The sequence below is a fragment of the Sphingopyxis sp. CR5 genome (assembly GCF_059693785.1).
Genome location: NZ_JCATIE010000003.1, coordinates 236,617 through 263,275, shown reverse-complemented (window position 1 = coordinate 263,275; position 26,659 = coordinate 236,617). Strand labels below are relative to the sequence as shown.

General features: G+C 64.9%; 20 protein-coding genes and 1 tRNA gene. 12 read left to right on the top strand and 9 right to left on the bottom strand.

The window, feature by feature from the left end; genetic code table 11:
- The first annotated feature begins 19 nt into the window (after positions 1-19).
- Positions 20-790 carry an NAD kinase gene (locus AC58D2_RS06190; protein ID WP_497388352.1) on the top strand — a complete coding sequence of 257 codons (771 nt, stop codon included), beginning with the start codon at positions 20-22 and terminating at the stop codon, positions 788-790.
- 152 nt (positions 791-942) lie between these two features.
- A tRNA-Asn gene (locus tag AC58D2_RS06185) sits at positions 943-1,017 on the top strand.
- A gap of 204 nt (positions 1,018-1,221) precedes the next feature.
- On the opposite strand, the gene AC58D2_RS06180 is transcribed toward AC58D2_RS06185, so the two are convergent.
- The 5 genes from AC58D2_RS06180 to AC58D2_RS06160 form a co-directional block, all read right to left on the bottom strand.
- Complete coding sequence (locus tag AC58D2_RS06180; protein WP_497388350.1) at positions 1,222-2,022, bottom strand: S1/P1 nuclease; 801 nt, start codon at positions 2,020-2,022, stop codon at positions 1,222-1,224.
- The gene (locus AC58D2_RS06175; protein ID WP_497388348.1) at positions 2,019-2,546 is read right to left on the bottom strand and encodes a hypothetical protein; all 528 of its coding nucleotides are present in this window, start codon (positions 2,544-2,546) and stop codon (positions 2,019-2,021) included. The genes AC58D2_RS06180 and AC58D2_RS06175 overlap by 4 nt, the downstream gene beginning before the upstream one ends.
- Positions 2,543-3,355, bottom strand: a complete 813-nt coding sequence (locus tag AC58D2_RS06170) for a S1/P1 nuclease (RefSeq protein WP_497388346.1) — start codon at positions 3,353-3,355, stop codon at positions 2,543-2,545. The genes AC58D2_RS06175 and AC58D2_RS06170 overlap by 4 nt, the downstream gene beginning before the upstream one ends.
- A gap of 68 nt (positions 3,356-3,423) precedes the next feature.
- Complete coding sequence (locus AC58D2_RS06165) at positions 3,424-4,356, bottom strand: ROK family protein (protein ID WP_497388344.1); 933 nt, start codon at positions 4,354-4,356, stop codon at positions 3,424-3,426.
- Positions 4,353-5,126: a GDSL-type esterase/lipase family protein gene (locus AC58D2_RS06160; RefSeq protein WP_497388342.1), complete on the bottom strand. Its 774-nt coding sequence runs from the start codon at positions 5,124-5,126 to the stop codon at positions 4,353-4,355. Before AC58D2_RS06160 ends, AC58D2_RS06165 begins: the two co-directional genes overlap by 4 nt.
- Positions 5,127-5,351: 225 nt before the next feature.
- On the opposite strand from AC58D2_RS06160, the gene AC58D2_RS06155 reads away from it, so the two are divergent.
- The 9 genes from AC58D2_RS06155 to AC58D2_RS06115 all read left to right on the top strand — a co-directional run bounded on the left by AC58D2_RS06155 (position 5,352) and on the right by AC58D2_RS06115 (position 18,708).
- Complete coding sequence (locus tag AC58D2_RS06155) at positions 5,352-8,090, top strand: TonB-dependent receptor (RefSeq protein ID WP_497388340.1); 2,739 nt, start codon at positions 5,352-5,354, stop codon at positions 8,088-8,090.
- Between the two features lie 115 nt (positions 8,091-8,205).
- The gene (locus AC58D2_RS06150) at positions 8,206-9,318 is read left to right on the top strand and encodes a histidine-type phosphatase (protein ID WP_497388338.1); all 1,113 of its coding nucleotides are present in this window, start codon (positions 8,206-8,208) and stop codon (positions 9,316-9,318) included.
- Positions 9,315-11,360, top strand: a complete 2,046-nt coding sequence (locus AC58D2_RS06145; RefSeq protein WP_497388336.1) for a glycoside hydrolase domain-containing protein — start codon at positions 9,315-9,317, stop codon at positions 11,358-11,360. The genes AC58D2_RS06150 and AC58D2_RS06145 overlap by 4 nt, the downstream gene beginning before the upstream one ends.
- 8 nt (positions 11,361-11,368) lie before the next feature.
- Positions 11,369-12,589 (top strand): SGNH/GDSL hydrolase family protein, encoded by a 1,221-nt coding sequence (locus tag AC58D2_RS06140; RefSeq protein ID WP_497388334.1) that lies wholly within the window; start codon positions 11,369-11,371, stop codon positions 12,587-12,589.
- 5 nt (positions 12,590-12,594) lie between these two features.
- Positions 12,595-13,818: an ROK family transcriptional regulator gene (locus tag AC58D2_RS06135; protein ID WP_497388332.1), complete on the top strand. Its 1,224-nt coding sequence runs from the start codon at positions 12,595-12,597 to the stop codon at positions 13,816-13,818.
- 69 nt (positions 13,819-13,887) lie between these two features.
- Positions 13,888-14,196, top strand: a complete 309-nt coding sequence (locus tag AC58D2_RS06130; protein ID WP_497388330.1) for a DUF485 domain-containing protein — start codon at positions 13,888-13,890, stop codon at positions 14,194-14,196.
- Entirely contained in the window at positions 14,193-15,890 is a 1,698-nt protein-coding gene (locus tag AC58D2_RS06125; protein WP_497388328.1) for a cation acetate symporter, read from the top strand. The genes AC58D2_RS06130 and AC58D2_RS06125 overlap by 4 nt, the downstream gene beginning before the upstream one ends.
- A 32-nt stretch (positions 15,891-15,922) precedes the next feature.
- Positions 15,923-17,863: an acetate--CoA ligase gene (gene acs, locus AC58D2_RS06120; protein ID WP_497388326.1), complete on the top strand. Its 1,941-nt coding sequence runs from the start codon at positions 15,923-15,925 to the stop codon at positions 17,861-17,863.
- Positions 17,860-18,708 carry a class I mannose-6-phosphate isomerase gene (locus AC58D2_RS06115; protein WP_497388324.1) on the top strand — a complete coding sequence of 283 codons (849 nt, stop codon included), beginning with the start codon at positions 17,860-17,862 and terminating at the stop codon, positions 18,706-18,708. Before acs ends, AC58D2_RS06115 begins: the two co-directional genes overlap by 4 nt.
- A gap of 54 nt (positions 18,709-18,762) precedes the next feature.
- Here the strand turns inward: AC58D2_RS06115 and AC58D2_RS06110 are convergent, their stop codons facing one another.
- Entirely contained in the window at positions 18,763-20,049 is a 1,287-nt protein-coding gene (locus AC58D2_RS06110; RefSeq protein WP_497388322.1) for an MFS transporter, read from the bottom strand.
- 25 nt (positions 20,050-20,074) lie between these two features.
- Complete coding sequence (locus AC58D2_RS06105; protein ID WP_497388320.1) at positions 20,075-20,863, bottom strand: 2-keto-4-pentenoate hydratase; 789 nt, start codon at positions 20,861-20,863, stop codon at positions 20,075-20,077.
- Positions 20,864-21,039: 176 nt separating this feature from the next.
- Between AC58D2_RS06105 and AC58D2_RS06100 the strand changes: the two genes are divergently transcribed.
- Positions 21,040-22,098, top strand: coding sequence for a LacI family DNA-binding transcriptional regulator (locus tag AC58D2_RS06100; RefSeq protein WP_497388318.1), 1,059 nt, complete (start codon positions 21,040-21,042; stop codon positions 22,096-22,098).
- A 16-nt stretch (positions 22,099-22,114) separates the two neighbouring features.
- On the opposite strand, the gene AC58D2_RS06095 is transcribed toward AC58D2_RS06100, so the two are convergent.
- Positions 22,115-23,707, bottom strand: a complete 1,593-nt coding sequence (locus tag AC58D2_RS06095) for a family 43 glycosylhydrolase (protein ID WP_497388582.1) — start codon at positions 23,705-23,707, stop codon at positions 22,115-22,117.
- Positions 23,708-23,806: 99 nt separating this feature from the next.
- Entirely contained in the window at positions 23,807-26,602 is a 2,796-nt protein-coding gene (locus AC58D2_RS06090; RefSeq protein WP_497388580.1) for a TonB-dependent receptor, read from the bottom strand.
- Between the last annotated feature and the right edge of the window lie 57 nt (positions 26,603-26,659).

Below are 26,659 nucleotides of genomic sequence, written 5' to 3'. Positions count from 1 at the left end.
CTCTGCTTGGGGGATCGATATGCAACGCAAGATCGCGCTCGTCGCATCGAACGCGCCCGCCGCGCAGGAAGCCGAAGCAGAACTCCGGCCGCTTTACGATTTCGTCGATCTTGCCGAAGCCGATCTGCTGATCGCGCTCGGCGGCGACGGCTTCCTGCTCGCGATGCTGCACCAGCTGCTCGACCAGCGGCGCACCTTGCCGGTCTTCGGGATGAACCGCGGGACGGTCGGCTTCCTGATGAACGAATTTCGCGTCGAGGGCCTCCTCGAGCGGCTGACCGCGGCGCGCACCTTCCTGATCCATCCGTTGCAGGGCGACATCACCACGATCAGTGGCGAACGGCACATATTGCCCGCGATCAACGAAATTTCACTGCTGCGCGAAACGCGCCAGGCCGCAAAGCTCGAAGTGATGATCAACGAGCGCACGATGCTCGAGGAACTCGCCTGCGACGGCGTGCTCGTGGCGACCCCCGCCGGATCGACCGCCTATAATCTCTCGGCCAACGGCCCGATCCTGCCGCTAGGCTCCGACCTGCTCGCGCTCACCCCGATCAGCCCGTTCCGACCCCGCCGCTGGCGCGGTGCGCTGGTCCCCGAATCGACGAACATCCGCTTCAACGTCCGCGAGGCGGCGAAGCGGCCGGTAAGCGCCGTCGCCGACCAGCGCGAAATACGCGAGGTCAAGACGGTGACGGTGACGACCGATCGCAGCCGGCCGCTGACCTTGCTCTTCGATCCCGACCAGGGGCTCGACGAACGCATCGCGATGGAACAATTCATCGTCTGACAAAGGGGCGCGCGGTCGACGCGCGCGCGCTGTGGCCGACGCCGAGAGGGGCGGCGGGTCCACGCCACCGATCAGCCGAAATATTCCAATACCCCCTTGCAAAATCACGCGCGCGGCGGCAAAGGGGCGCCTCGCCCGCCAAGGCGGGCTGCTCCTCGGTAGCTCAGCGGTAGAGCAATCGACTGTTAATCGATTGGTCGCAGGTTCGAATCCTGCCCGGGGAGCCATTTCCTGTTCGTGCAGGTTCTGGCGCTGGAAGCGCCCTCTCCGGTTCCGCCCGCCCTGCGGCAAGCTTCCACATATAGGTTCGTGAGGAAGATTCCCGTCGTGCAGATTCGTGGCCTGCCGGGAGCGTTCCGGCAAGGCGCGCCTCCTTGGCTCCCGCACCTTCAATTTGGGGCCGGATGCCTACCAACTCCCGGCACGCCTAATTACCCCAGTACCTCGTTAAGCTGCTGGGCCAGCCGCAGGCCCGCCTGCTTCAGGCGCTGTGCCGCGAGCGGATACTTCACCGCCGAGTAGTTCGATGGAAGCGTCGCGACGGCGGGGCAGATCGGGGATTGGAGCGTGTAGCAGGCGGGAAGCGTGTCGAAGATATGATCGCGCGCCATCGCGCTGCTTTCGACGGCCCAGTCTCGCGGGGTGCCACCCAGCGTGAACGTCAACCCGTTGCTCATCAGTTCGGACGCGAGCGCGACAGGGTCCTCGCTGTGGTCCTCGACCACATCCTTGTCCCAGACGGCGTGAATCCCCTTAAGGCTCAGGCCGTAGAGCACCATATTGTACCCGATGGGGTCGGATCCGTGCAGAGGTTGGTGCAGGTCGCCGACGAGGTGGACGACATATTTGAGCGCCTCGAGCCGCGCCGCCGGCGCTTGCTGCCGATCGCCAAGGATGGCGCTGTAGTGCAGGACCGCCTCGTCGGCGCACATACCCGTATCGGGACAGGGATGCTCCGGGGTCGGGGACCCGTCCACCGGGACACGCGTGCTGTGGATCGGCGTGCCGGGCAAGCGCTGGGTGTCGGCCCAGGAGGCGACATCGGCAAGGGTCGTGGCGCCTTCAATCGCGAGCAGACCCTGAATTTCGGTCAGAACGGCCGCTTCAAGATTGGCCTGCGCGATATTGGCAACCGTCGCATGACCCACATTGCCCCACGCCAATGCGGGCAACGGGCTGATGCAGAGTGCGAATGAAGCCAGAACGGCGAACGTCTTCGAATACATGCTCATGATCGTCTCTCCTCGGGTGCTCGTTTTTCGCATCGGAACAGGACCCGCGCGCCGATTTGCGCGCTGCCGCGACTGGACAGGGTCAAAGCTTCGGTGATCCGACGGTCGAATTGGGATCGGTCCTCGCCCGCATCGATATCGTAGAGAATACGGTCGAACCGCGTGATCGAACCGCGCGCAACCTCGTAGCGACCGGATTCGCCGTTGGTGAAATATTGACCATCGGCAAGGAAGGTGATCGCGCTCTGCAGATCGCATGACGCGCCGGGATCATCGCCATTATCGGACGTGCTCCAGGTACCGGCGAGGCCGACCTCTACCACCGAAGGCGTTGGCGCGGGCGCGGCGGGCGGTCGGTTGATCGCGACGGCGGCCACTCTCACCGGCCTACCCTGCACCTCCGGCGGAGGGCTGGGAGCCAGCAGGAACGATCCCAGGGCCGCCACCGACGCGAGGATGGCAAGCACCAGCGTCGTTCGGACCTGTCGGCCATTTGCACGCCGGTTCGGCGCCGCCGGGTTCACGGGGTCAGCGTCGCGTTCAGCAGATCGCCGAGGCGATAGCCGGCCTGTTTGAGCCGCTGTGCAGCCAGCGGATATTTGTCCGCCGCATAGCTGTTCGGCAGAACAGTCGGCGTCGTCGGACAGGCGGACCAGCAGACGGGAAGCACGTCATATATATGGTCGCGAGCCATATCGCTGCTCTCGACCGCCCAGTCGCGCGGCGTGCCGCCCACGGTGACGGCAACCCCGTTCGCGCTCAGCTCGGCAGCGAGGTTATAGCCGTTGGTCGTGTGTTCCGTAACGACCTGGTTGTCCCAGATCGAATGGATGATCGTCACGCTGCCCTTGTAGGACACTTGATTATAGCCGATCGGATCGGACCCATGCAGCGGCTGGTGCAGGTCACCGACCATGTGGATCACATATTTCAGCGCCTCGAGACGCACCGATGCCGCGAGGCTGCGGTCCGCGAGCACGGCGGTATAATGGTCGACCGCCTCGTCCGCGCACAGTGCCGTCGTTCCGGGGCAGGCGTGAGCGGGCGCGTCACCGCTGAAGGGGATGCGCGCCGAATGGATCGGCTCGTCCGGATCGACGGGCATACCGGGCGCCCGGTTGTGGTCCGCCCACGACGCCACACGCCACATCTCCGTATAGCCTTCGAGCGCGAGCAACCCCTGGATCTCTTCCAGAACCGCAGGAGTGAGCCGGTTTTGCGCGATGATCGCCACCGTCGCATGTCCGGTCACCCCCCAGGCATTGGCCGGCGACGGCCCTATCGCCAGTGCAGCGAATGCTGTCAAAAGACAGGCTGCGACACGTTGTTTCATGGCTTCCTCTCCTGATGATGACGGGTTCCCCGTCTTGATGTTTTCCGGCACGGCGGGCGCGAGACGGGTTACACCCGCACAGGTCTCCGTTCGGGATAGGGCTTATTCGCGGACCGGGCTGCCGCGTCCTGCGCCAGCGCGAGCGAGCCGAGCGGCCCGGCCTGGGGCCCCAGCCCGGCGGGTGCGATCAGCGCGCGATCCCCGGGCAGATCCAGATAGCCGTTGAGGCTGGCGCGCATGGCCGCTTCGATGGCAGGAACGATCGTCGGATTTCCCATGATAACGCCGCCGCCGAACAGAATCCGATCGACCCCGCCGGCACACATGATGACATGGCAAAGCTGCCCCAGATAGCCGATGGTCTTTACCCATTCCGGATGGTCGAGCGGCGCCGACCCGGGCGACGCCGACCCGAACGCTGCGGCGATTGCAGGCCCCGATGCGAGCCCTTCGGCGCAATCGTCATGATAGGGGCAAACGCTGGCCCGGGTGTCGCCGGCTTGTCGCGCGATCCGGACATGGCCCAATTCGGCGTGGCGACCGCTTGGCGGCCTCGTCAGTCCGACACCGATCCCGGTGCCCACGGTAACATAGGCCAGCGCGGCGGCGTTGCGACCCGCACCCCAGCGCAGTTCGGCCAGCGCCGCCACATTCACGTCGGTGTCGAAACCGATCGGGACATCCAGCGAGCCCGCAATCCGGTCGCGGACCGCAACCCCGCTCCATCCGCTCTTCGAGGTGGTCTGGATCGCACCGTAGCGCGGCGAGTTGCAGTCGAGATCGATCGGACCGAAACTGCCGATCCCCAGCGCGGCAAAGCCGGTATCGGCCTGCCAGCGATCGAGTTGATCCGAGATCGCCGCCAGCGTCGTATCCGGGTCGGATGTCGGCAGCGTAAGCTGCTTGTCTATCGCTCCGGGCCCGCGCCCGAGCGTACAGATGCACTTGGTGCCGCCAAGTTCGACGCCCGCAACGAGCGGCGGCTGGACGAATCCGGTCACGGGTGCCGCGTCCCGCAGGCGATCCGGGACAAATGCGGTGCCAGCACCGCTTCCATAACGGCATAGCCGGCGGGGAGAGGATGGACGCCATCCCCCGCCATATTCTCCCGCATTCCACCTTCGGCGTCGGTCAGGGCGGAGTGATAATCGATCCAGTCGGCGCGGTGCCGTTCGGCGAGCCGCCGGAGCATGTCGTTGAGCGCCATAATATCCCGCGCCGGGCGCTTTTCGGGGCGCCAGCGAAATGCCGCGGCAGGCGGGACCGATCCAATCAGCACCTGGATGCCATGCGCCCGCGCAAGCGTCGCCATGGCATCGATATTGTCCCGCGACTGCTCCAGCGTCATCGGTCCGGTGTTCGCCGCGATATCGTTGGTGCCCGCCAGGATATGGACGGCGTGCGGGCGGAGCCCGATGACGTCGGGCACCATCCTGACCAGCATCTGGGGGGTCGTTTGCCCGCCGATCCCGCGGCACAGGCGCCCATGACCGAAAAATCCGGGGCGCAGTCGCATCCACCGCTCCGTGATACTGTCGCCCAGGAATATCATGCAGGGGCGATCGCCGCTGGCGCGGACGCGCGCATTGTCCTCCGCATATTTCGCAAGATTTGCGAAATCCTCCCGTAGCGCCCGGTCGCGGGCCGCTTGTGCGGGGTCGCCGCAGGCGGTGTCTGCGCGGGCGCTTCCGGCTGCAAAAAGGCCTGTCGCGAGCGCCGCGAGCAGCGCCCTGCGATCCGTTGCGACGGCCCCGATTCTGGTGGGCTCCATCTAAGTCTCCTCTCCGGCTAAGAACATGCCGAATAGGACACATAAATCAATTTATTTTTTTTAATGTGACAGAGTGGATTGGAGCGGCTTGCTCTATATTATTGATAAACCGTGCGTATTTAGAAAACCACCCTCGCCCGTGCAATCATATTGACATATTAAGTTCATCATGTTGTTTTAATTATCAGCGAGTCGGTCGAACTCGTTCTTCAAAGGAGGGGTTCCATGAGTCACTTTCGCGCGTCCCTGTACGCAAGCACGTTTCTGATGCTGGCGATCGCATCGCCAGCCGTCGCGCAAACCGACGAGTCCAAGACAACCGACACGTCCGAAGAGGCGAAGCCTGCCACCGAGCAGGAAATCGTCATCACAGGCTATCGTGAAAGCCTGCGTAGCGCACGCGCCGCCAAGCAGCGCAGCGACGCGATCATCGATACGGTCGTTGCCGAAGATCTGGGGCAACTACCCGATAACAGCGCGACCGAAGCGCTGGCCCGCCTTCCAGGCGTCCAGATCTTCCGCAATCGCGGCGAGGGCCAGGCGATCACGATCCGCGGCCTGTCCCAGACACTGACCACGCTGAACGGCCAGGAATCCTATAATGGCTCTTCGCGGCGCAGCCTGCTGAACAGCTACCCGGCCGGACTGCTGCGCTCAATCACGGTTTACAAGGCGTTGACCCCCGACCTGATCGAAGGCGGCATCGGCGGGGCGGTGAACGTGGAATTGCGCCAGCCCTTCGATTTTCGCGACGATCTGGTCGTCGCCGGCACCCTGCGCGGTAGCTATGACGATCAGTCGCGCAAACTATTCTATAACGGCGATATCCTGATCAGCGACCGCTGGGACACCGGCATTGGCGAAATGGGCCTTTTGCTCAATGCGTCCTATCTGCGGCGCGACTATTTCGAATCCTATCGCGAGACATTGTCGCCCACCAACAGCGCGGCGTCGGCGAACATCACGCCCACCGGCCTCGGCACGGTACGATATCCGGGCGTGATCCTGGTGAAGCAGCCGAACGGGCGCTACAAACGCCCGGTGCTGACCGGCTCCTTTCAATGGAAGCCCGCGTCGAACCTGCGCATCGATCTGCGCGTCACCAATATCGACGACAAGAATGTAAACTATGACGCGGATGTGCAGACGGCGGTGCCGTCGACGCTGACCGACGTGACGTTGGTTCCGGGCACCAATGTCGTTCAAAGCGCGAGCTTTGCGACGGTCTCTGCCTCGGGTCCGCGCTCGTCGCGTACCGACAATAACATCAACACGACCCAGGCGGAATTCGCCGCGCAATATATCGCGGGGCGCGCAACGCTCTCGACCCAGGCCATTTATACGCGGTCGACGCAGGACAGCCGGTCGCAATTGTTCCTCCTTGCATTCCGCGACCGGCCCACGGTCGACGCGATCTTCCAGAGCGATTCCAAATATGGCGGGCTTTCCTATGGCTATGCCGGAAATGTCGACATTGCCGATCCGGCAAACTTCTATGTCCGCGCCTATTCGGACGCGATCAGCAAGGCAAAGGCGGACGGCCTGCAATGGCGAACCGATCTGGAGCTCGATACCGGCGGCGGCCTGATCAAACTGCTCAAGACGGGGTTCCGCTATGCGTCGCGCAGCACGGATTTTCAGACCGGTTCCCGCCTTGCCAACCTCGATGCGCTTCGGCTTCCCATGTCGAATTTCCCGGGGGGCAACAGTCCGCAAATTCAGGACCGCGGCTTTTATGGCGACGATGTCCCGGTTCCCACCGGCTGGGTCCAATATGATACGCGACTCCTCGACGATCCGGCGAACCTGAACGCGCTGAACGCCTATGTCGCGACGCTGCCCGGACAGGCCGCCCTGTTCGGCAGCGAAACGCCGGCGTTCAACCCGCTTCAGGCGTTCAGCGGGACCGAACGCAGCTATGCCTTCTATGCCCAGACCAAATATGGTTTCGACCTTGGCGGCGACGTGTCGGTCGACGGCGTCATCGGCGCGCGGATCGTCAACACCAAGCTGGCGATCTCCGGCACCCAGGTCACCACCACGCGCACTTCGGCCGGAACCGTCGTGACCTATACGCCGATCGACGGGCGACAGAACTATCTCGACGTCGACCCCAGCGTCAGCGCGGTCGTCCATTTCGGGCGCAATGTTCAACTGCGCGCGGCGTGGACAAAAACCTTCAGCCGTCCCGATTTCTCGCAGCTCAACCCCAGCCTCAACCTGGCAGAGATCATCGCGGCTTCGGGCGCCATCACCTCGGCGGCGACCGCCGGCAATCCGAACCTGCAACCGATTCGCTCGACCAACTGGGATGCGTCGCTCGAATGGTATTTCGGACGCGCCGGATCGGCGAGCATCGCGGGTTTCATCCGGGACGTGAACGGCTTCATCGTCAACACGCGCGAAGACGAACTCCTGCCCGGATCCGCCGCCGGCACCGTGTCGGTCCAGCGCCCGATCAACGCCGGCGACGGCGTGATCAAGGGGGTGGAACTATCGGCCAGCACATTCTTCGACTTCGCGCCCGGCGTGCTCTCCAATTTCGGCGCATCGGCGAACTTCACGCTTATCGACACAAAACAGACGCTTCCCGCCACCCCGGTAAACACGGAGTTCGAAGGCCCGATCACCGGCATTTCGAAGCGCAGTTTCAATGCCGCCCTTTTCTATGACGACGGGCGGTTCCGTGCGCGCGTGGCCTATGCGATCCGCAGCCGCTTCGTCTTGGCCTATGTGCTGAGCGATCCGATCGGGAACTTGAACTGGTATCCGATCAGTCGTCTCGACGCGTCGACGTCCTATAAAGTGACCGACAATGTGACGCTGACACTCGACGGCCAGAATCTGCTCGGCAAGCCCCAGCGCGCCTATTGGGGCGATCGCGAGCTAAACGACAGCAGCTTCAATGACCGCGTCTATTTCGAGGGACGGGTCCTGTCGCTCGCGGCGCGGTTCAAATTCTGAGATGCGGGCACGGGCGCGCCTCTGCCTTGCGGCCGCATCATTCGTCTTGCTGGCGAGCGGTGCGGCTGCGTCGCCCCCGTCCGCCGATCGCGAGATCGTGGTCGAACGGACAGTGATGTTGATGCGTCATGGCGTGCGCGCGCCGCTCTCCGACCCGGCGATGCCGCCTGGCGTGGCGGCGTCGCCCTGGCCGGAGTGGCCCGTACCGCGGGCGCATCTGACGTCGCATGGGTTCGAGGCGGTCGTCCGCGTCGGAAGCTTCGACCGTACCGCCTTCCCGATCGAACGAGGCAAGGGGTGCCCGTCGCCCGGTTCGATCGCGCTGCTTGCGGACAATGACCAGCGCACGACCGAAACGGCGCGTGCTTGGGCAAAGGGATATGCGCCCGGCTGCTCGATCGAACCGGCAACCGTGCAAAGTGGACAGCCCGATCCGATATTCGCGCCGATCGAAGCGGCGCCTGCGGCCTTCGATGTAGAGGCGGCCCGCGCCGCGGTCGAACGGCGCCTGCCGCCGGGCGGGTTCGCGTCGCTTGATGCCAGATATGCACCCCTGCTGGATCGGCTGGATGCGATCCTCTGCGGCGACAAGCCGCGGGCGGAATGCGGCGTACGCCGTCACCCGACTAGGCTGCGTCCGGACCATAGGGGTCGAGAGCCGCGGTTGGGCGGTGCCATAGAAGAAGGCGCAAAGGCGATCCAGATCCTGACCCTTGAATATGCCCAAGGCATGCCCCGGACCGGCTGGGGACGGGCGGACAAGGAAGACCTCCGCAAAATCGGCGCCCTGCGCGCACAGCTTTACGATACGATCCACCGCACCCCCGCGATCGGCCGGGCGTTTGGCGGCCCGACCCTGCGCCGCATGGTCGCCGGCCTTTCGGAGAAGAAGGGAACGCCCCGGCTGACCATGCTGATCGGGCATGACAGCAACATCGCGGCGGTGGCCGGATTGCTCGACCTTCACTGGCAGGTGCCGGGGCTCGCGCCCGACGATCCACCGCCGAGCGGTGCGATCGGACTGCAACTGGTTCGGAACGCGGCCGGCGAGCGCTTCGTACGCGCGATCCTGCGTTCGCCGACGCTCGACGCGGTCCGCTCCGAAACCCCATCTTCCGGCAGGCGCGATGTTTTCACGCCGCTGCCGATTCCCGCCTGCGCGCCGACGCGGCTCGCCTGCCCCATCGATCGCTTTCATCGGATCGTAAATCGCGCGATTACACCATGATGCAGATTCGGGGTCACATCCTTACGCTGGCGCTGGTGGCGCTCTCCGCGTCGGTCGCATCGGGACGCGAACGGGCGCCGGTGGATCTGGTGGACCCGTTTATGGGCACCCAGGGCGATCGCGGACAGCTGTCCCCAGCCGCGGCGGCCCCGTTCGGAATGGTCCAGCTGGCGCCCGATACGACTCCCGCAAATCATATCGGGTACGACCGCGCGGCCACCTTGCTGCGCGGCTTTTCGCATACCCGCGCGCAGGGCGTCGGGTGCAAGGGTGGCGGCGGCGACCTGCTGGTCAGCGTGGGCTATGCCGACGAGGCGGCGCCGTGGACGATCGACACGCACAGCGAGCGCGCGGGTGCCGGCTGGTACCGCGTCCGCTATGGCAAGTCGCCGATCACCGCCGAACTCGCCGCGGGCCAATCGGTCGCGATCAGCCAGTTCACGCTGCCGCGCTCGGGACTGGTCCATGTGGTGCTGGACCCGACGCACAGCTATGCCCGGCATGTCGAGCATCGCTGGATCAGCACCTCCCCGGACGATCTGCAACTCACCCTCGCCAACGCCACCGTCTGCGATCGCGGAACCTATCGTCTGGGGGTTGCGGGGACACTGCTGCTGAACGGCAGCCCCGTCCCTGCGCGGGCGGTCGTCGACCAAAAGGGTGCGGCGCGCTTCGCGATCGCGGTGAAGGCGGGAGATCGTATCGAGTTCCGCTCCGCGCTTTCGAGCGTCGATGCGGCGTCCGCCAAGACGGTGCTAGAGGCCGGGCTGGGCAAGCGATCGATCCGGCAACAGCGCCGGCTGACGCGCGATGCCTGGGACAGGGTACTGGCGCGTTTCGGCTTCGATGCCCCGGCCGATCGTCGCGCGCTTTTCTACACGGCGCTGTTCCGGTCGCTGCAGATGCCGGCACGGGTGGACGACAGTGAGGGGGCCTATCGCCGGTCGGGCGGCGCGCTGGCCCGTGTCGGCGCGGGACGTCATCGCTACGCGGGATGGTCGCTCTGGGACAATTACCGGACGCAGGTGCCGCTGGTCGCGCTCGCCGCGCCCGATGTCGCGCGCGATATCGCGGATTCGCTCGTCGAACTCTTCCGCTCGGACAAGGCGCAATGGGCCGGCCCGGCAGAGCCGTTCCTGAGCGTGCGTACCGAACATGCGGGGATCGCCCTGCTCGACCTGCACCGAAAGGGCCTCGGTACGCTCGACCCGGCGTCTGCGCTCGATGCGATGGCCGTCGAGACCGGCGAACTGCCGAACAAGACACCCGACCAGCGGCTCGAACTGGCCTATGATCAGTGGGCGGTGGCACAGCTTGCCGCCGATCGCGGCAGGGAATCGCTCGCCGCCGATTTCACTCGACGCTGGCAAGGCTATCGTCCGATGTGGCTCGACACCTTTCGCGACCTCGGCGCCGATGGCGATGTGGTGAAGGCGCGCGGCCTGTATCAGGGAACCTTGTGGCAATATCGCTGGGCGCCGGTGTTCGACCTCGGCTGGCTCCGCGAACAGGCACTGGGGTCGGGACGGTTCGATCGCGAACTCGGCGCATTTTTCGATCGCCAGATGTTCAACATGACGAACGAGCCCGATATTCACGCGCCGTTTCTGTTCGGGCTCGGCGACGGCGCGGCGCGGATGGACCGACTGGTCCGTCAGTTGCGCGATGCGCCCACAGCGCACTGGTACGAGAATCAGCGCAAGCTCGAAGCTCCTCTCGTTCAGAAGAGCTTCTCGCTTTCGCCCGGATTTGCCGAGGGGATGGACGACGACGGCGGGGCGATGTCCGCCTGGTATGTCTGGGCATCGATCGGCCTGTATCCCTTGGTTCCGGGAGAGCCCTGGTACATGATTTCGCTGCCCGCCGCAGACCGCGTCTCGATCGCAGCCGACGGCGGAAAGCAATTCCGGATCGAGACGCGCGGGCCCGCGCGGGCGAGCCGGATCGTGTCGATCTACCTCGATGGCCACAAGCTTGAGGGACGGCGAATCTCGCATGCCCAGATCATGCGCGGCGGCACGTTGACGATAGTGAAGGAGTGACAGGCGGCATGATTTCGCGAACGATATTCCATAGGGCGATCCTGGCGCTGCCTGCGCTCGCCTTGATCGCAGCGGCCAGCCCGGCTGCGGCGAAGGAAAAGGCGGCCAACCCCTGGGTCGGTGCGTGGGGATATGCCGCTTCCCCGCCGACGGCCAAGTCGGACCAGACGCGTCCTGCCGGCACGTTCCGCTATCGCATCCGGCTGACCCAGTCGGGTCGGGGAGTGGCGCTTCGCTTCACCACGCCCGAAAACGCTGTGCCGCTTGAAATCGCATCGGTCACGGTGGCGCCCGCCGCGCCCTCCGGCTTCGAGGCCGCCGCCGATGCGCATCCCGCGACGTTCCGTACAAAGCCGGGTGCCACGGTGGAAGCCGGCGCATCGCTGTCGACCGACCCGGTCGCCCTTCCGGTTCGCGCCGGGCAGGATATTCTCGTCACCGTCCAGACGAGCGCGCCAAGCACCGACGTACCGGGGAACGCCGGCTTCCGTGCCGAGTATGCGCCCGCCTCGGGAGGAGCGCCCGAGACCATCGCCAGCCGGCCGTTCGTCAGCCTGGTCAGCGTCCACAATGCGCAAGCGCCGTGCACGATCGTCGCCCTTGGCGATTCGATTACCGAAGGCGCGCGGGGCAAGCAGGCGCAATGGCGCGGCTGGCCCGGCCGCCTGGCGCAGCGGCTGATCGCGGCGTCGCCGGATCGGCACTGCGGCGTGGTCAATATGGGAATCAGCGGCAACCGTCTGCTGGCCTATGGTCGCGGTCCGTCCGCGATCGACCGGTTCGGACGCGACGTGCTCGCCGTGCCGGGGGTGACCCACGTGGTCGTGCTCGAAGGCATCAACGATATCGCGCTGAGCGGCGCGTTCAGGGCGCGCAAGATCACCGCGGCGGACCTGGCCGCAGGGTATAGGAAGCTGATCGAGGACGGGCATCAGCGAGGGTTGGTGATGATCGGCGCGACGCTCACCCCCGCTTGGGGCTCCCGCTTCATCGACGTCGACCGAGAGCGCGTTCGGCGCGAGGCCAACGACTGGATCCGAAAGCCCGGGAACTTCGATGCGGTGATCGATTTCGAGGCAGCGCTCAGCGATGGCACGTCGCCGCCCGCCCTACAGGAGGCGCTGGATTCCGGTGACAAGCTGCACCCCGGCGATGCAGGCTTCGAAGCAATGGCAAATGCCGCTACGCTCCCGCTGTTCGCATCATCGGCATCGTCCACGAAAGACTGAGCAGAATGACCTATTTCCCGACCCCCGACACGCGCTGGTCAGGGACCAATCTCGAGCATGCTGCGAACCATAATCAGCGCACGACGCTGCACGCCATCCGCGTTCATGGCGAGCTGACCCGGGTCGAGCTGGCGACGATCACCGGCCTGACCGCCCCGACGATCTCGAACATTACTCGCCGCCTGCTTGACGAGGGCCTGATCCTCGAGAGCGAGGCGCGACGCGGCGGGCGGGGGCAGCCAGCGACGCCGCTCAGGATCCGTGCCGATGCCCGCCACTCGGTTGGCCTCAATATCGACCGCGACCACATCACCCTGGCCGTCCTGAACTTCAACGGCCAGGTCGTCGCGCGGGCGACGCGGGACGTGGAGTTCGCGCTGCCCGACCAAGTCCGCAGCTTCTATGACGATACGATCGTTCGCCTGCTCGCCGACGCGGGGGTCGATCCGACATCGCTGATCGGGATCGGCGTCGCGGTGCCCGACGATCTCGGCGTCGTCGATCTCGAGGGACGGCCCGCTGCCTATGCGCAATGGAGCGAAACGGACATGACCGCGCTGCTTGCGCATCCGTTCACGTTGCCGGTCTTTGTAGAGAATGACGCCGCCGCAGCAGCACTGGGCGAGATGCAATTCGGCCTCGGCCAGCGGTATCGCAGTTTCTTCTACATCCTGATCTCCTCGGGCCTGGGCGGAAGCCTGGTGATCGACGGCGCGCTGTTTCGCGGTTCGAACGGGCGCAGCGGCGAACTCGGATTCATGCGCGACGCGGTTGTCGGTGGTCGGGATACGATCCAATCCTATGTGTCGCTGTCGGGGCTTGGCCGGATGCTCTCGGCCGGACACCTCGAGATTGACGATGTCGTCGGCCGAGCGGTGCCGACCGCAGCGGCGGCGCCGATCGTCAACGCGTGGATCGACGGAGCCGCGCCGCGCCTTGAACAGCCGATCGAAGCGGTCAACTGCCTGATCAATCCCGATGCCATCCTGCTCGGCGGACGGTTGCCGCCAGCGGTGATGGACCAGCTTGCCGATGTCACCTATCGCCGCATGATCGCCCAGCGACTGGACGCGCCGGTCATCTGCCCGATCCTGCGCGCCGCCTTTTCGACCGATGCTCCGGCGGTCGGCGCCGCGATCCTGCCGCTCAATCACTTCTTCATGCCGAACTCGGGCGGGTCTTGGAAAAAGGTCGCCGCCGCCCCGAGCCAACCGCAGCCGGCGACCTGAGCATGGCCGCCAGCGAAACCTTGCCCGATCGATCGGACCGCTCTGCGCTCGCAGCCCCGGAGGATTTTCATGACTGAAGACCGTATGGAAGAGATCGCGCGGGATCCCCGCTATATCGCGCTGGTGCGGACGCGGACGCGCCTGGCATGGTGTCTGTCGATTGCCGTGGTCGCGGCGTTCACAGCCTTCATTCTGGTGATCGCGCTCGACAAGGCGCTGCTCGCGACGCCGATCGCCGGGCATGTCACGAGCTGGGGCATCCCGGTCGGGTTCGCATTGATTCTGTTCTCGATCGCGACAATTGCGATGTTCACGCGGCGCGCCAACCGGCGCTTCGACCCGATCATGGCCCGGATTCTTGCGGACCACGCCGAATGATCCGGCTGGCCCTTGTCGTCCTGGCGCTCGGCATTGCGACGCCCGCGCTCGCGGATGTCATTCGCGGGCAGGCGGAGCGCCAGCCGCTCAACATGATCGCGATCGCGATGTTCGGCGCGTTCGCAATGCTGACGATCGGGATTACGCGCTGGGCTGCGCGCCGAACCCGCACGGCATCCGACTTCTACACGGCAGGCGGCGGAATCTCCGGCTTCCAGAACGGGCTCGCGATCGCCGGCGACTTCATGTCGGCCGCGTCGTTCCTAGGCATTTCGGCCCAGATTTACTCCGATGGCTATGACGGTCTGATCTATTCGATCGGCTTCCTGATGGGTTGGCCGATCATCTCGTTCCTGATCGCGGAAAAGCTCCGCAATCTCGGCCGCTATACCTTCGCCGACGTCGCGTCGTACCGCTTTGCGCAGGGGCCCGTGCGAAGCTTCGCCGCGATCAGCACCCTGCTCATCGTCGCCTTCTACCTGATCGCGCAGATGGTCGGGGCGGGACAATTGATCAAGCTGCTGTTCGGGCTTTCCTACCCGATCGCAGTGGTGCTCGTCGGCGTGCTGATGATCGTCTACGTCCTGGTCGGCGGGATGACCGCGACGACCTGGATCCAGATCAGCAAGGCCGTCCTTCTGCTCGCCGGTGCAACCTTCATTGCCTTGTCGGTCCTTTGGCAGTTCGGATTCTCGCTGGATGCGCTGTTCGCGCGCGCGGTGCAGGTAAAGACCGACCTCGCCCTCGCGCACGGCGTGCCCCCGGCGGACGCGGCGGCTCGCGGCCAATCGATCATGGGGCCGGGCAATTTCATCAAGGATCCGATCTCCGCACTGTCTTTCGGCCTTGCCTTGCTGTTGGGCACCGCCGGGCTCCCGCATATCCTGATGCGCTTCTTCACCGTCCCCGATGCACAACAGGCGCGCCAATCGGTGCTCTGGGCGACGACCTGGATCGGCTACTTCTACCTTCTCACCTTCGTCATCGGTTTCGGTGCGATTGTCATGGTGGCGACCGATCCGGTCTATCAGGCGGCGGACGGCGGTTTGCGCGGGGGCCTCAACATGGCGGCGATCCACCTGGCGCACGCGGTCGGCGGGGACCTGTTTCTGGGCTTCATCTCGGCCGTCGCATTCGCGACCATCCTTGCGGTCGTGGCCGGACTGACGCTGTCGGGCGCATCGGCGGTCAGCCATGATCTCTACGCATCGGTCTGGCGGCGCGGGCGCACCTCCTCGGCAGACGAGCTCAAGGTTTCGCGGATCACCACCCTGACGCTGGGCATCGTGGCGATCGCCCTGGGCATCCTGTTCGAAAAGCAGAATGTCGCCTTCATGGTCAGTCTTGCCTTTGCGCTCGCGGCATCGGGCAATGTGCCCGCGCTGATCCTGTCGCTCTACTGGCGCGGATGCACCGGGCGCGGCGTGACCGTCGGAGGGTTGGCCGGGCTGCTCACGGCGTTCGTCCTGACCCTGTTGTCCCCGGCGGTCTGGGAACAGACATTCGGTCTTTCCGATGCACCCTTCCCCTATTCGTCGCCCGCGATCATCTCGGTGCCGCTCGGCTTCTTCATGATCTGGCTGATTTCGGTGCTCGACCGGTCGGCGACCGGGGACCGCGAGCGCCAGGCATTTCGTGACCAGCAGATCCGCTCGGAAACCGGGTTGGGTGCGTCCGCCGCTTCGGACCACTGACCCACTCCAGCACAACCGTCAGGAGACTTTGAATGACCAGTCGAGTTCACCCGGTAAAGCCGGGCTGGGCGGAGCATGCCCTGATCGATGCCGGGGATTATGCAGCCCGCTATGCCCGGTCGCTGAAGGATCCCGACGGGTTCTGGCGCGACGAAGCGCGCAGGATCGACTGGATCGCTCCCTTCACCCAGGTCAGCGACTGGTCGTTCGAGGAAGCCGACTTCCGCATCAACTGGTTCGCCGACGGCACGCTGAATGTCGCCGCGAACTGCCTCGACCGGCACCTCGCGGAGCGCGGCGACAGCGTTGCGATCCTGTGGGAGGGCGACGAACCGGGCAACACCCGCCGCATCACCTATCGCGAGTTGCACGCGGCGGTGTGCCGCTTTGCCAATGTGCTGAAGGCGCATGGTGCGGGGCGCGGGGCGCGGGTGACGATCTATATGCCGATGGTTCCCGAAGCCGCGATCGCGATGCTGGCGTGCGCGCGGATCGGCGCCATCCATTCGGTGGTCTTCGCCGGCTTCTCTCCCGAAGCGCTGGCAGGCCGTATCCGTGATTGCAGCAGCAGCATTGTTGTCACAGCGGACGAGGGCGTGCGCGGCGGGCGCACCGTGCCGCTCAAGCGCAATGTCGATGCCGCCATCGCGCAATGTCCGTCGGTCGAGCATGTCTTCGTTTATGCCCGCACCGGCACGGCCGTGCCGATGGAGCAAGGTCGCGATCACGACTGGGCGGCCGCCATCGCGGCGGCCGACGCCGATTGCGCCGCGGAACCGATGGGGGCCGAGGATCCCCTGTTCATCCTCTACACATCGGGTTCCACCGGCGAGCCGAAGGGTGTGGTGCACAGCAGCGGCGGATATCTGGTCTGGGCATCGATGACCCATGAATATGTCTTCGATTATCGCCCGGGGCAGGTGTTCTGGTGCGCGGCCGACATCGGCTGGATCACCGGGCACAGCTACATCGTCTATGGGCCGCTCGCGAATGGCGCGACCACGGTGATGTTCGAGGGCATCCCGACCTATCCGGACGCAGGGCGCTTCTGGCAGATCTGTGACCGGCTTGGTGTCGAGACCTTCTATGCGGCGCCGACCGCGCTGCGGACCCTGATGGGGGCGGGCGACCACCATGTCCGGGATACGCGCAGGGACCGGCTGCGGCTGCTCGGCTCGGTCGGGGAACCGATCAACCCCGAAACATGGAACTGGTATCACGACGTGGTCGGGCAGCAACGCTGCCCTGTCGTCGATACTTGGTGGCAGACCGAGACGGGGGGCATCATGATTGCGCCTCTTCCCGGCGCGACCGACCTCAAGCCTGGAAGCGCGACGCGACCGGTCTTCGGCGTCGAACCGCAACTGCTGGACGGAGAGGGGGGCGAGCTGGTCGGCGCTGCCGAGGGCTGCCTTGTGCTGGCAAGGAGCTGGCCGGGCCAGATGCGCGGCGTATGGAACAATCCGGACCGCTTTTTCCAGACCTATTTCACGACCTTTCCGGGAAAATATTTCACCGGCGACGGGTGTCGCCGCGACGCCGATGGCGACTATTGGATCACCGGGCGGATCGACGACGTCATCAACGTGTCGGGCCACCGCATGGGAACCGCCGAGATCGAAAGCGCGCTCGCCGCGCATCCGATGGTCGTCGAGGCGGCCGTGGTGGGCATTCCGCATGCGGTAAAGGGACAAGCGATCTACGCCTATGTCGCGATCGGGGCGGACAACTCCGACGGTTCGGATCTGCACGCCGAGCTCGTCCGGACCGTTCGTGCGCAAATCGGCCCGATTGCGACGCCCGAAACGATTCAGGTCGTGCGGTCCCTGCCCAAGACCCGCTCGGGCAAGGTGATGCGGCGCATCCTGCGAAAGGTGGCCGAGGGTGAGACATCGGATCTCGGCGATCTTTCGACCTTGGCCGATCCATCGGTGGTTGCCGACATCGTCCGAGCGGCGGGAGCGCACGCATGAGCGTCGTGCGGCTCGGGACGCACCGCGTCGAAAAACCGTGGGGACGGCGCGTCCTCGGGAGCGGCTTTCCGGACGCGACCGGGACCGAGGGCCCGGTCGGTGAAATCTGGTTCGGGACGCCAGGCGACACAAACGACGAATTGCTGGTCAAGTATCTCTTTACCAGCGAGCGCCTTTCGGTCCAGGTCCATCCGAACGATCGCCAGGCGCGCGCCGCCGGCCTGCCGCGCGGGAAGGACGAATGCTGGCTGATCCTCGATGCCGATCCGGACGCATGTATCGCGCTCGGACCGCGCCATGCGATTGTGCCGGACCGCCTTGTCGAGGCCATCGCGGACAGGTCCATTGAAAACCTTCTGCACTGGGAACCCGTGCGACGGGGCAACTTCCTGTTCGTACCGGCGGGAACGGTTCACGCGATCGGCGCCGGAATATCGCTGATCGAAGTCCAGCAGAACAGCGACGCGACTTACAGGCTCTACGATTATGGCCGACCCCGCGGATTGCACGTCGAGGCGGGGATTGCGGTCGCCTCGCGGCGTCCGTTCGAGCGTATCGATGGCCCCGGAGAGGTCGCGCCGGGCAGGATGATCCTGGTCGAAGGGCCGACCTTCGTGCTGGAGCGCTGGGCCGGAAACATCGCCGAGATCGCAGTCGAGCCCGACCAACCCGGCTTTCTTGTTCCGCTGAGCGGAGCAGGTGAAATCAACGCGCAGCCTTGGGCGTCCGGGGAGTGTTTTCGTGTCGAAGGAGCGGCGCGGATCCAGGCGTCGGAGCCTGCGGACCTGCTGTTCGCCTATCCGGGACGAGAACGTCTCGATGCGGTTGCGATGATCGGTTCCTAAATGTCTGGTCCGCCCGCGACGCGGGTTTAGGCCGGCGGCGGCAATCGATCCGTCCTAAACCTCGACGCGGGCCAGCTTCGGCGACAGGAGATGGACCGCGAGCAGCGCGATGAAATAGGCGCTGGCACAGATTGCGAACAATATCTGGTAATTATTGTCGGTCGTCTCGAGGATGTAACCGGTGAAGAGCGCCATGCTCATCCCGCCGATCGCGCCGACCGTGCCCCCTATGCCGACCACCGATCCGACCGCGCCGCGCGGAAAGATATCGGACGGCAGGGTGTAGAGGTTCGCCGAAAATGCCTGATGCGCCGCGGTCGCGAGCCCGATGATCAGGACCGCGGTCCACACATTGTCGATGTCCTGCGCGAAATAGACCGGTACGACGCAGCACGCACAGACGAGCATCGTGAACTTGCGCGCGAAATTGGGCGTTCGCCCCGCCTTGATCAGCTTCGATGACATCCATCCGCCGGCAATGCTGCCCAGGTCGGAGATGAGATAGATCACCGCGAGCGGCAGCCCGAAGCTCTTCAGGTCCAGATCATATCGTTCGAACAGATAGCCCGGCAGCCAGAAGAGGAAGAACCACCAGATCGGATCGATGAAGAACTTGCCGAGCGCATAGGACCAGGTTTCCTGGACCCCGAGAAGGCGGCTCCAGCCGATCGGCTTTACCGGGTCGGCGGGGTCCTGCTGGATCCAGGCCCGCTCGCCCTCTGACAGCTTGGGATGCTCGTCAGGATGGCGATAGATGGCCCACCACGCGATTAACCAGATTACCCCGAACAGGCCCGTGACGTAGAAAGCGACCCGCCAGTCGAACATCAGGACGAGGAAGGGTACGAGCAATGGGGTAATGATCGCGCCGACATTGGCGCCGGCGTTGAACAGGCCGATCGCGAAGGCGCGTTCCTTTTGCGGAAACCAGTCGGTCACGGCGCGGATGCCGGCCGGGAAGTTGCCCGATTCCCCGATCCCGAGGCCGAAGCGCGCCATCGCGAACTGGGTCACGCTGGTCGCGAGGCCGTGCGCCATGTGGCTGATCGTCCAGATGACGATCGCAACGGTGTAGCCGATGCGGGCTCCGACCATGTCGACGATGCGGCCGAAGCCGATATAGCCGATCGCATAGGCGACCTGGAACCAGAAGACGATGTTCGCGAAGTCGGTTTCGGTCCAGCCCATTTCGTGCTGGAGCGTCGGCTTGAGCACCCCGATCATCTGGCGGTCGACATAGTTGATCGCGGTTGCAAGGAAGAGCAGCGCGACGATGAGCCAGCGATAGCGCCCGGCATTGGGCACCGGCGGCGCCCCTCCCGCTTCGATTGCCTGCGCCATATGTCTCTCCCGCTTGTTTTTTTCGTTAAAGGTGGGCCACCGTGCAGGCGACCGCGATTTGGCCGCCGAACAGCGCGTCGGCGCGCTGTCCCGCCGCAATTTCATGCACGCCGGTGATCGCACCGGCCGAAACCCATGTGCCGTCGGGGATCGCGATGCCGCGTTCGCGAAGCGTGCGAATCAGGAACAGCGCCGACCCGAACGGGCCGTCGAGCATCGTTTCCATCGTCGCGGAGCCGACAAGGGCGCCGTCGATCCGGAACTCGACCGGCATCGCGGCCAAATCCATGTCGCGCCAGTCGTCGATCGCCGGCCCGAGCACGAGCCCCTTGTTGTTGCCATAATCCGATGCGGTCACCGCGGGTCCGTGCAGGTTGATCCCGGCAAAAGGCGAACTGGCGATCTCGATCCCCGTTCGCACCTCCGCGATACAGCCGCGAACCGAATCGATATCATAGTCGCGTGTGCCGACGCCCTCGAAGCGCAGCAGCACTTCCGCCTCGGCCGCCGCGAAGCCGCCGGGATAAACGCGCATTTCGGGGACCGTGCCGGCATCCCCCGCGACGATCTCGTCGGCAAAGATCGGACCGGTCAGGCGATTGCCGCCGAACCGATCGACCAGTTCAGGGGGAATCCGGCCGACTTTCCAGCCCCCGATCCGGCGCCCGTCGCGAGCGATTGCGGCATCCTGGATGGCATAGGCTTCCGCCATCGTCTGCGGCATCGCGCCGGGATATCGGGAAAGCGGTGTCAATTGCGCGCGCGCTGCCAGGAACGCGCGTGCCACTTTATCCTGTTCTTCGGTCGCCGCCATTTCGATGAATTCCCTCTCTGCCCGGACGGATGTAAAAGACACCGGTGTCAAAAGCAAGTCATTAGCGTCGGATGCGGTTGATTTTGCGTAATTGAACGCCCATCAAACAATCGAAGGGGCGGGACAATGCGGCGCGCGGGCACCGTATCCCTCCCCGCCCACGGAAAGCGGACCGAATGGCGGCAAGAACAAGCGGCAAGACTGGAAAGCAGCCGACGATCAACGACGTTGCGGCGCTGGCCGGCGTGTCGAAAAAGACGGTCAGCCGGGTCATCAACCGGTCCGAATTCATCACCGAAAAGACGCGCAAGGCGGTACAGGACGCCATCGAGACGCTGGGCTTCGTACCCAATCCGCAGGCGCGCGCGCTGGCCTTTCGCCGCAACTTCCTGATCGCGCTGCTCCACGACAATCCCAACCCGCAGATGGTGCTGAATTTCCAGCAGGGCGTGCTCGATGCGATCAAGGACAGCGACCTTGCGATGATCGTAAGGCCGGTCGACCGCGGTTCCGACCGCCTGCTCGACGACATGCGTACCTTTCTGGAAAAGCAGCGGCCGATCGGCGCGATGCTGTTGCCCCCGATTTCGGAAAACGACGATCTTGCCGCGCTGTGCGACGAGCTTGGGGTGCGCTACGTCCGCATCGGCTCGGCCCTGCTCGACGACGCGACGCATTGCGTTTCGTCCAACGACCGCGAAGTCGTGGCAGAGGCGGTGGGCAAGCTGGTCCGCCTGGGCCATCGTCGCATCGGGTTCGTGCGCGGTCCCGCGGGGTTTCGGTCGGCGGCCGAGCGCGAAAAGGGGTTTCACCAGGCACTCGACAAGGCCGGGCTGACGCTCGCCGACGCGCATTATGCGCCCGGCAACTATCGCTTCGCGGCGGGGGTGGAGGCGGCGGAGGCGATCCTGTCGCAGCCCGAGCCGCCGACCGCCATCTTCTGTTCCAACGACGAAATGGCCGCAGGGGTGATCAGCGTCGCCCACGACCGGGGGATCGCGGTCCCGGGCGACCTATCGATCATCGGATTCGACGATTCGCCGACCGCAACGCATATCTGGCCCGCGCTCAGCACGGTACGCTGGCCGATCCGCGAGATGGGGATGCGGGCGGCGCGCACCCTTGTCGCCGAATTCCTGGGCCCCGAAGCGAAAGCGGCCGAAGGCGAAAGCCCGGTCCTGCCGTCGGAGTTCATCGAACGCCAGTCGGTCGCCGCGCCGCCGGAATCGACCTGACCGCGCGCGTCGGGCGTCAGTCGAGCGCGCGAAACACGAAGTCGCGGAAGCGCGCCTCGCCCGCCCCGGCCGAATAGAGACCGGGGCGCAGCATCAGGAAGCCGCCGCGGACATTGTGGTGATAGCCCGACACCTCCATCCCGCGGTCGAAGCGCGACCACGTCCTGCCGCCGTCGCCGCTCGTATCGAAGGTCACGATATGGCGGTCGTTGGTCACTCGCATCCGCATCCGGCGGCCGTGGGGATTGACCGGGCGCGCCCGTTCGATGCCATATTGGTGCGTCACGAAGCGCGTTTCGTCGAAACCAAGCCCGCAATACAGCCTGTCGTCATAGAAGAGGATCAGGCCCGCGGTTCCGCCGGGCGCGATCTCGATATCGCATTCGAAGCGATAGGCCTGATCGCCGGCGATCAGCAGCAACGGCGAGGAATCGACCGGCGCCGCGCCCCGCGCCGCCAGCACCAGCGCCCCGTCCTCGACCCGCGCACGGTCGCGTTCGTCGGATGCGGGGCGGAAGAAGTTCCACTTGGCGCCGAGCGCGAGCGTGTCGAACCCGTCGGAGAGCGCCATGCCATGCGGGACCGCCTGTCCGCCTGCGGGCTTGGCGATCGGCTGCGACAGATCGCCGCCGGTCATGCGAAACCAGCCGTCACCGGTCCATTCGACCGGGTCGAGCAGCGTCTGCCGGCCGAGCGTCCAATAGCCGTTTTCATAGCCGTGATAGACGCTCCACCAATCGCCCGCGGGCCCCTCGACCAGCGTCGCATGGCCGCGCGACCACCATGTCTCCTGCCGGGACAGGGTACGAACGATCGGATTGTGGGGGCAATTTTCCCACGGCCCGTGAATCGAGCGCGATCGCGCCGCGATGACCATATGGCCCGTCGGCGGCCCCGCCGTGCCGCCGACCGCGGTGACGAGATAATAATAATCCCCGTGGCGGGTGATCTTCGGCCCCTCGGGCGAAAATCCTTCCACCACCCAATCGGCGGGATAATGCCACGGGTCATAGACATGCTCGGGCTCGCCGATACGCGACAGTCCGTCGTCCGACAGCCGCACGCGATCGCCGCCCGACAGGAACAGCCACCGCGTCCCGTCCTCGCCAACGGCGTGGCCGGGATCGATATGATGCGGCAGGTTCAGATCGACGGGGTCGCTCCACGGTCCCTCGATCCGGTCCGCCCAGATCACCCAGCTCGTATCCGGCCCCTTGGTCGGGATATACAGGTAGAAGCGGCCGCCGTGCTTGCACAGCTCCGGCGCCCATACCGACCCGATGTTCCTCGTCAGCGCCGGCCCGACAGGCCGCCAGTTCACAAGGTCGCGCGAATGCCAGATGATCAGCCCGGGATAGGAATCGAAGGTCGAGAAGGTCATGTAATAATCGCGCCCGTCCTTCAGGATCGACGGATCGGGATGGTCGCCGGCCATGACGGGGTTCAGGAAACGGCCGTCGCCGAGGTCGGCCTTGCGCTGGCCGTCGAGCCCGCGCGCCCAGCCGGACGCCCCCGGCGCCGTATCGGGAACCCGGTCGGCGGCATTCGCACCCGCCGAAACGGGCGAAAAACCCGATGCCAGCATTCCCGCGCCGGCCAGTTTGAGCATGTCGCGGCGACCCGTCACATCTTCCTCCTCGGTCAAAAAATCGGCCCGGTCTTCGGGTGCGAAGACCGGGCCATATAGGGTGGGACTGTCCCAGGGAAATCAGATCTTGACCCGCGCTCCGAACAGGAAGGTGCGGCCATAATGGTTGTTCTCGTAATTGCGGTTCGCCTCGAGGTCGGTGAAGCGATAGCGATAATCGTCGGTCAGGTTCGTGCCCTCGATCGACAATTCGATATTGTCGGTCAGCGCGTAGCGGATCGACGCGTCGACGTTGAACGAGCTGCCATAGCCTTCGAACACATTGTTGTTGCCGCTGGTGCTGTCGTTATACCCCGCACGCCACGCGGCCGATGCGCGGACAGAGAATTTGCCGTCGTCATAATAGGCGGTGGCATTCCACGCGCGCTTGGCGAGACCGAGCAGCGGCTGGACATAGTCGCCGTTCGGCTGGGCCACCAGCTTGTTCTGGCCGGGATCATAGGCGAGCGGACCGGCGATGCTGTAGTCGACATCGCTCTTCACGAAGGTCGCGTTCGCGAGTACCCCGAAATAGCGCAGCGAGTCCGAAAAGACCGAAAAGGGCAGTTGCAGCGACAGTTCGACGCCCTTCAAATTCGCGCCGGGGCCGTTGCCGGTGGTACGGAATTCGAACTGGCGGCCCGGATCCTCTCCGCCCACGACTGCGTCATAGGCCGGCGTTCCGGGGGTCAGCAGCGACAGCGGCAGGCCGCTGTCGGCATAGGTTCCCTGGAGGGAGGTCGAAATGGGGAAGCTCACGATATCCTTGGCGAACAACGCAACCGATGCAATCGCTCCGGGCGCGAAATACCATTCCGCGGCCAGGTCGTATGTCGTCGCGCGGTAGGGGTCGAGGAACGGGTTGCCCGAGGTGATGCGGAAGTTGAACTGATCGACCGATCCGCCCGGCGTCAGGCTGCCGAGCGTCGGACGCGTGATGACCTTCGCGATTGCGCCGCGCAGGATGACATTGTCGGTCGGGTGCAGGTTCAGGTTGAACGAGGGCAGCCAGTCGTCATAGCTCCGATCGACGGTGACGAACGTACCGCTGGTGAACCCTGACGAGCTCTGCTTCGTCTTCGCGTAGCGAACCCCGGCATTGCCGGTCAGGCGCATCCCCAGAACTTCGGTTTCGAAGTCGGTCATCAACCAGCCGCCGAAGGTCTTTTCGGTGACCGCGCGCTGTTCGCCCTGCTGGAGCACCGCGGGGCGCCCATAGAGGTCGATCAACGCGGTCCCGGCGTCGAGGTCGGGGACGACCCACGCGTTGGTATTTCCCGAAGGCTGGCCAGCGTCGCCGAGTTCGAAGATGTCGGCGATGTCGGAGGTCACGGGCAGGCCGCCGACACCGTCTTCGCAGGTGAAGGCCGCGCAATAGGTGCTGTCGCGGCGGTAGCCGACGGTATCGAAATCGAACTGGCGGAAAAAGCCGCCGCCGAGCAGGTTGAAGCCGTCGGCGACATCCCAGTCGAAGTCGGCCGCGAAGGTCTTGAACTTGTTGGTCAGGTACGACGGGCGGTCGCGGAATTCGGCGAGCACGAACGACGAGGGGTCATCGATTCCCGCGCCGAAGCTCAGGAGCGGGAATTTCATGTTCGAATAGTCGTAGTGATAGCCGGTCGCGTCGGTGTCGTCGAAGGCCAGCGTCGTTTCGACGGGTATATCCGCTTTCGATTTCGAAAAGCCGCCGATCAGGTTGAGCTTGAACGTGTCGGTCAGCCGCTGCTCGAGCCGCCCCGAAATCTGGTAGAATTTCGTTTTGCTCTGGCGGGAATAGCGTTCGGTGCGAACATAGACATTGTCGAGATCGGCAGAGATCAGGTTGTTGTCGCCGTCGATGACATAGTTCGACACGTCGATCCCGCGTTCGTTGCTGCGTAGCAGCACCTCGCCCCAATATTCGTCGCGGGTCTCCTTGAAGGTCGAATAGAGCCCGTCGATCGACAGCTTGGTATTTTCGGTCGGCTCGAACTGGATCGACGCGGTGGCGCCCAGGCGTTCGCGATCGTGACTGACGAGGCCGTAACGCGGGATGCGGGGATGGAAGGCTTCGGCGACCGCGACACATTCATCCGACGGATCGGCGACGAAGGCCGATCCGCTCATGCAGGTCACGCCATCGACGCTGCGGAACGGCGCCTGCGCCCAACGCACGCTGTTGTTGCCGAGTTCGAGGGTCGTATAGTCGGCCCAGGCGACCGACGCCGAAACGCCGAAGGTCTTGTCGGCGTTGGTCCAGGCGACCAGCCCGGCCAGGCGCGGATCGACGTCTTTCGACAGGTCGTTATATCGCCCCTGCACCGACGCGACGGCCGTGAAACCTTCCTTGCCGCCGAGCGGGTTGCCCGTGTTCAGGTCGACGACCGCACCGAGCGAACCTTCGTCGAGCGAAGCCGAAGCGGTCTTGTGAACGACGAGCGAGGTGAACAGCTCCGACGCGAAAACGTTGAAGTCGAAGGCGCGGTCGCGGTTCGCCGATGCACCGTCGGTCGACGTCGCGATCGTTTCCATGCCGTTCAGGCGAACGCGCGTAAACTGTGCACCCAGGCCGCGAACGGTGATCGCACGGCCCTCGCCGGCGTCGCGCTGGATCGAAATGCCCGGAATGCGTTGCAGCGATTCGGCAAGATTCTGATCGGGGAATTTGGCAATGTCCTCGGCAACGATCACATCGACCGCGCCGGTCGAATTGCGCTTCTGGTCGAGTGCCTTGTCGAGCGACGCACGGAAACCCGTCACGACGATTTCGTCGGCACTGACCGCCCCCTCGTCCGCGTCCTGTGCAAAGGCGGGAACGGCCGTCATCGCGGCAAGCGATGCGCCGCACGCCAGCCTGGCCCAGACCCGAATACCCCGTGCATTGTGAATAGCCATCATCATCCTCCCTTTTCGCAGCGTCTCCCCGCCTTTGGCAAGAATGACACCGGTTACTTT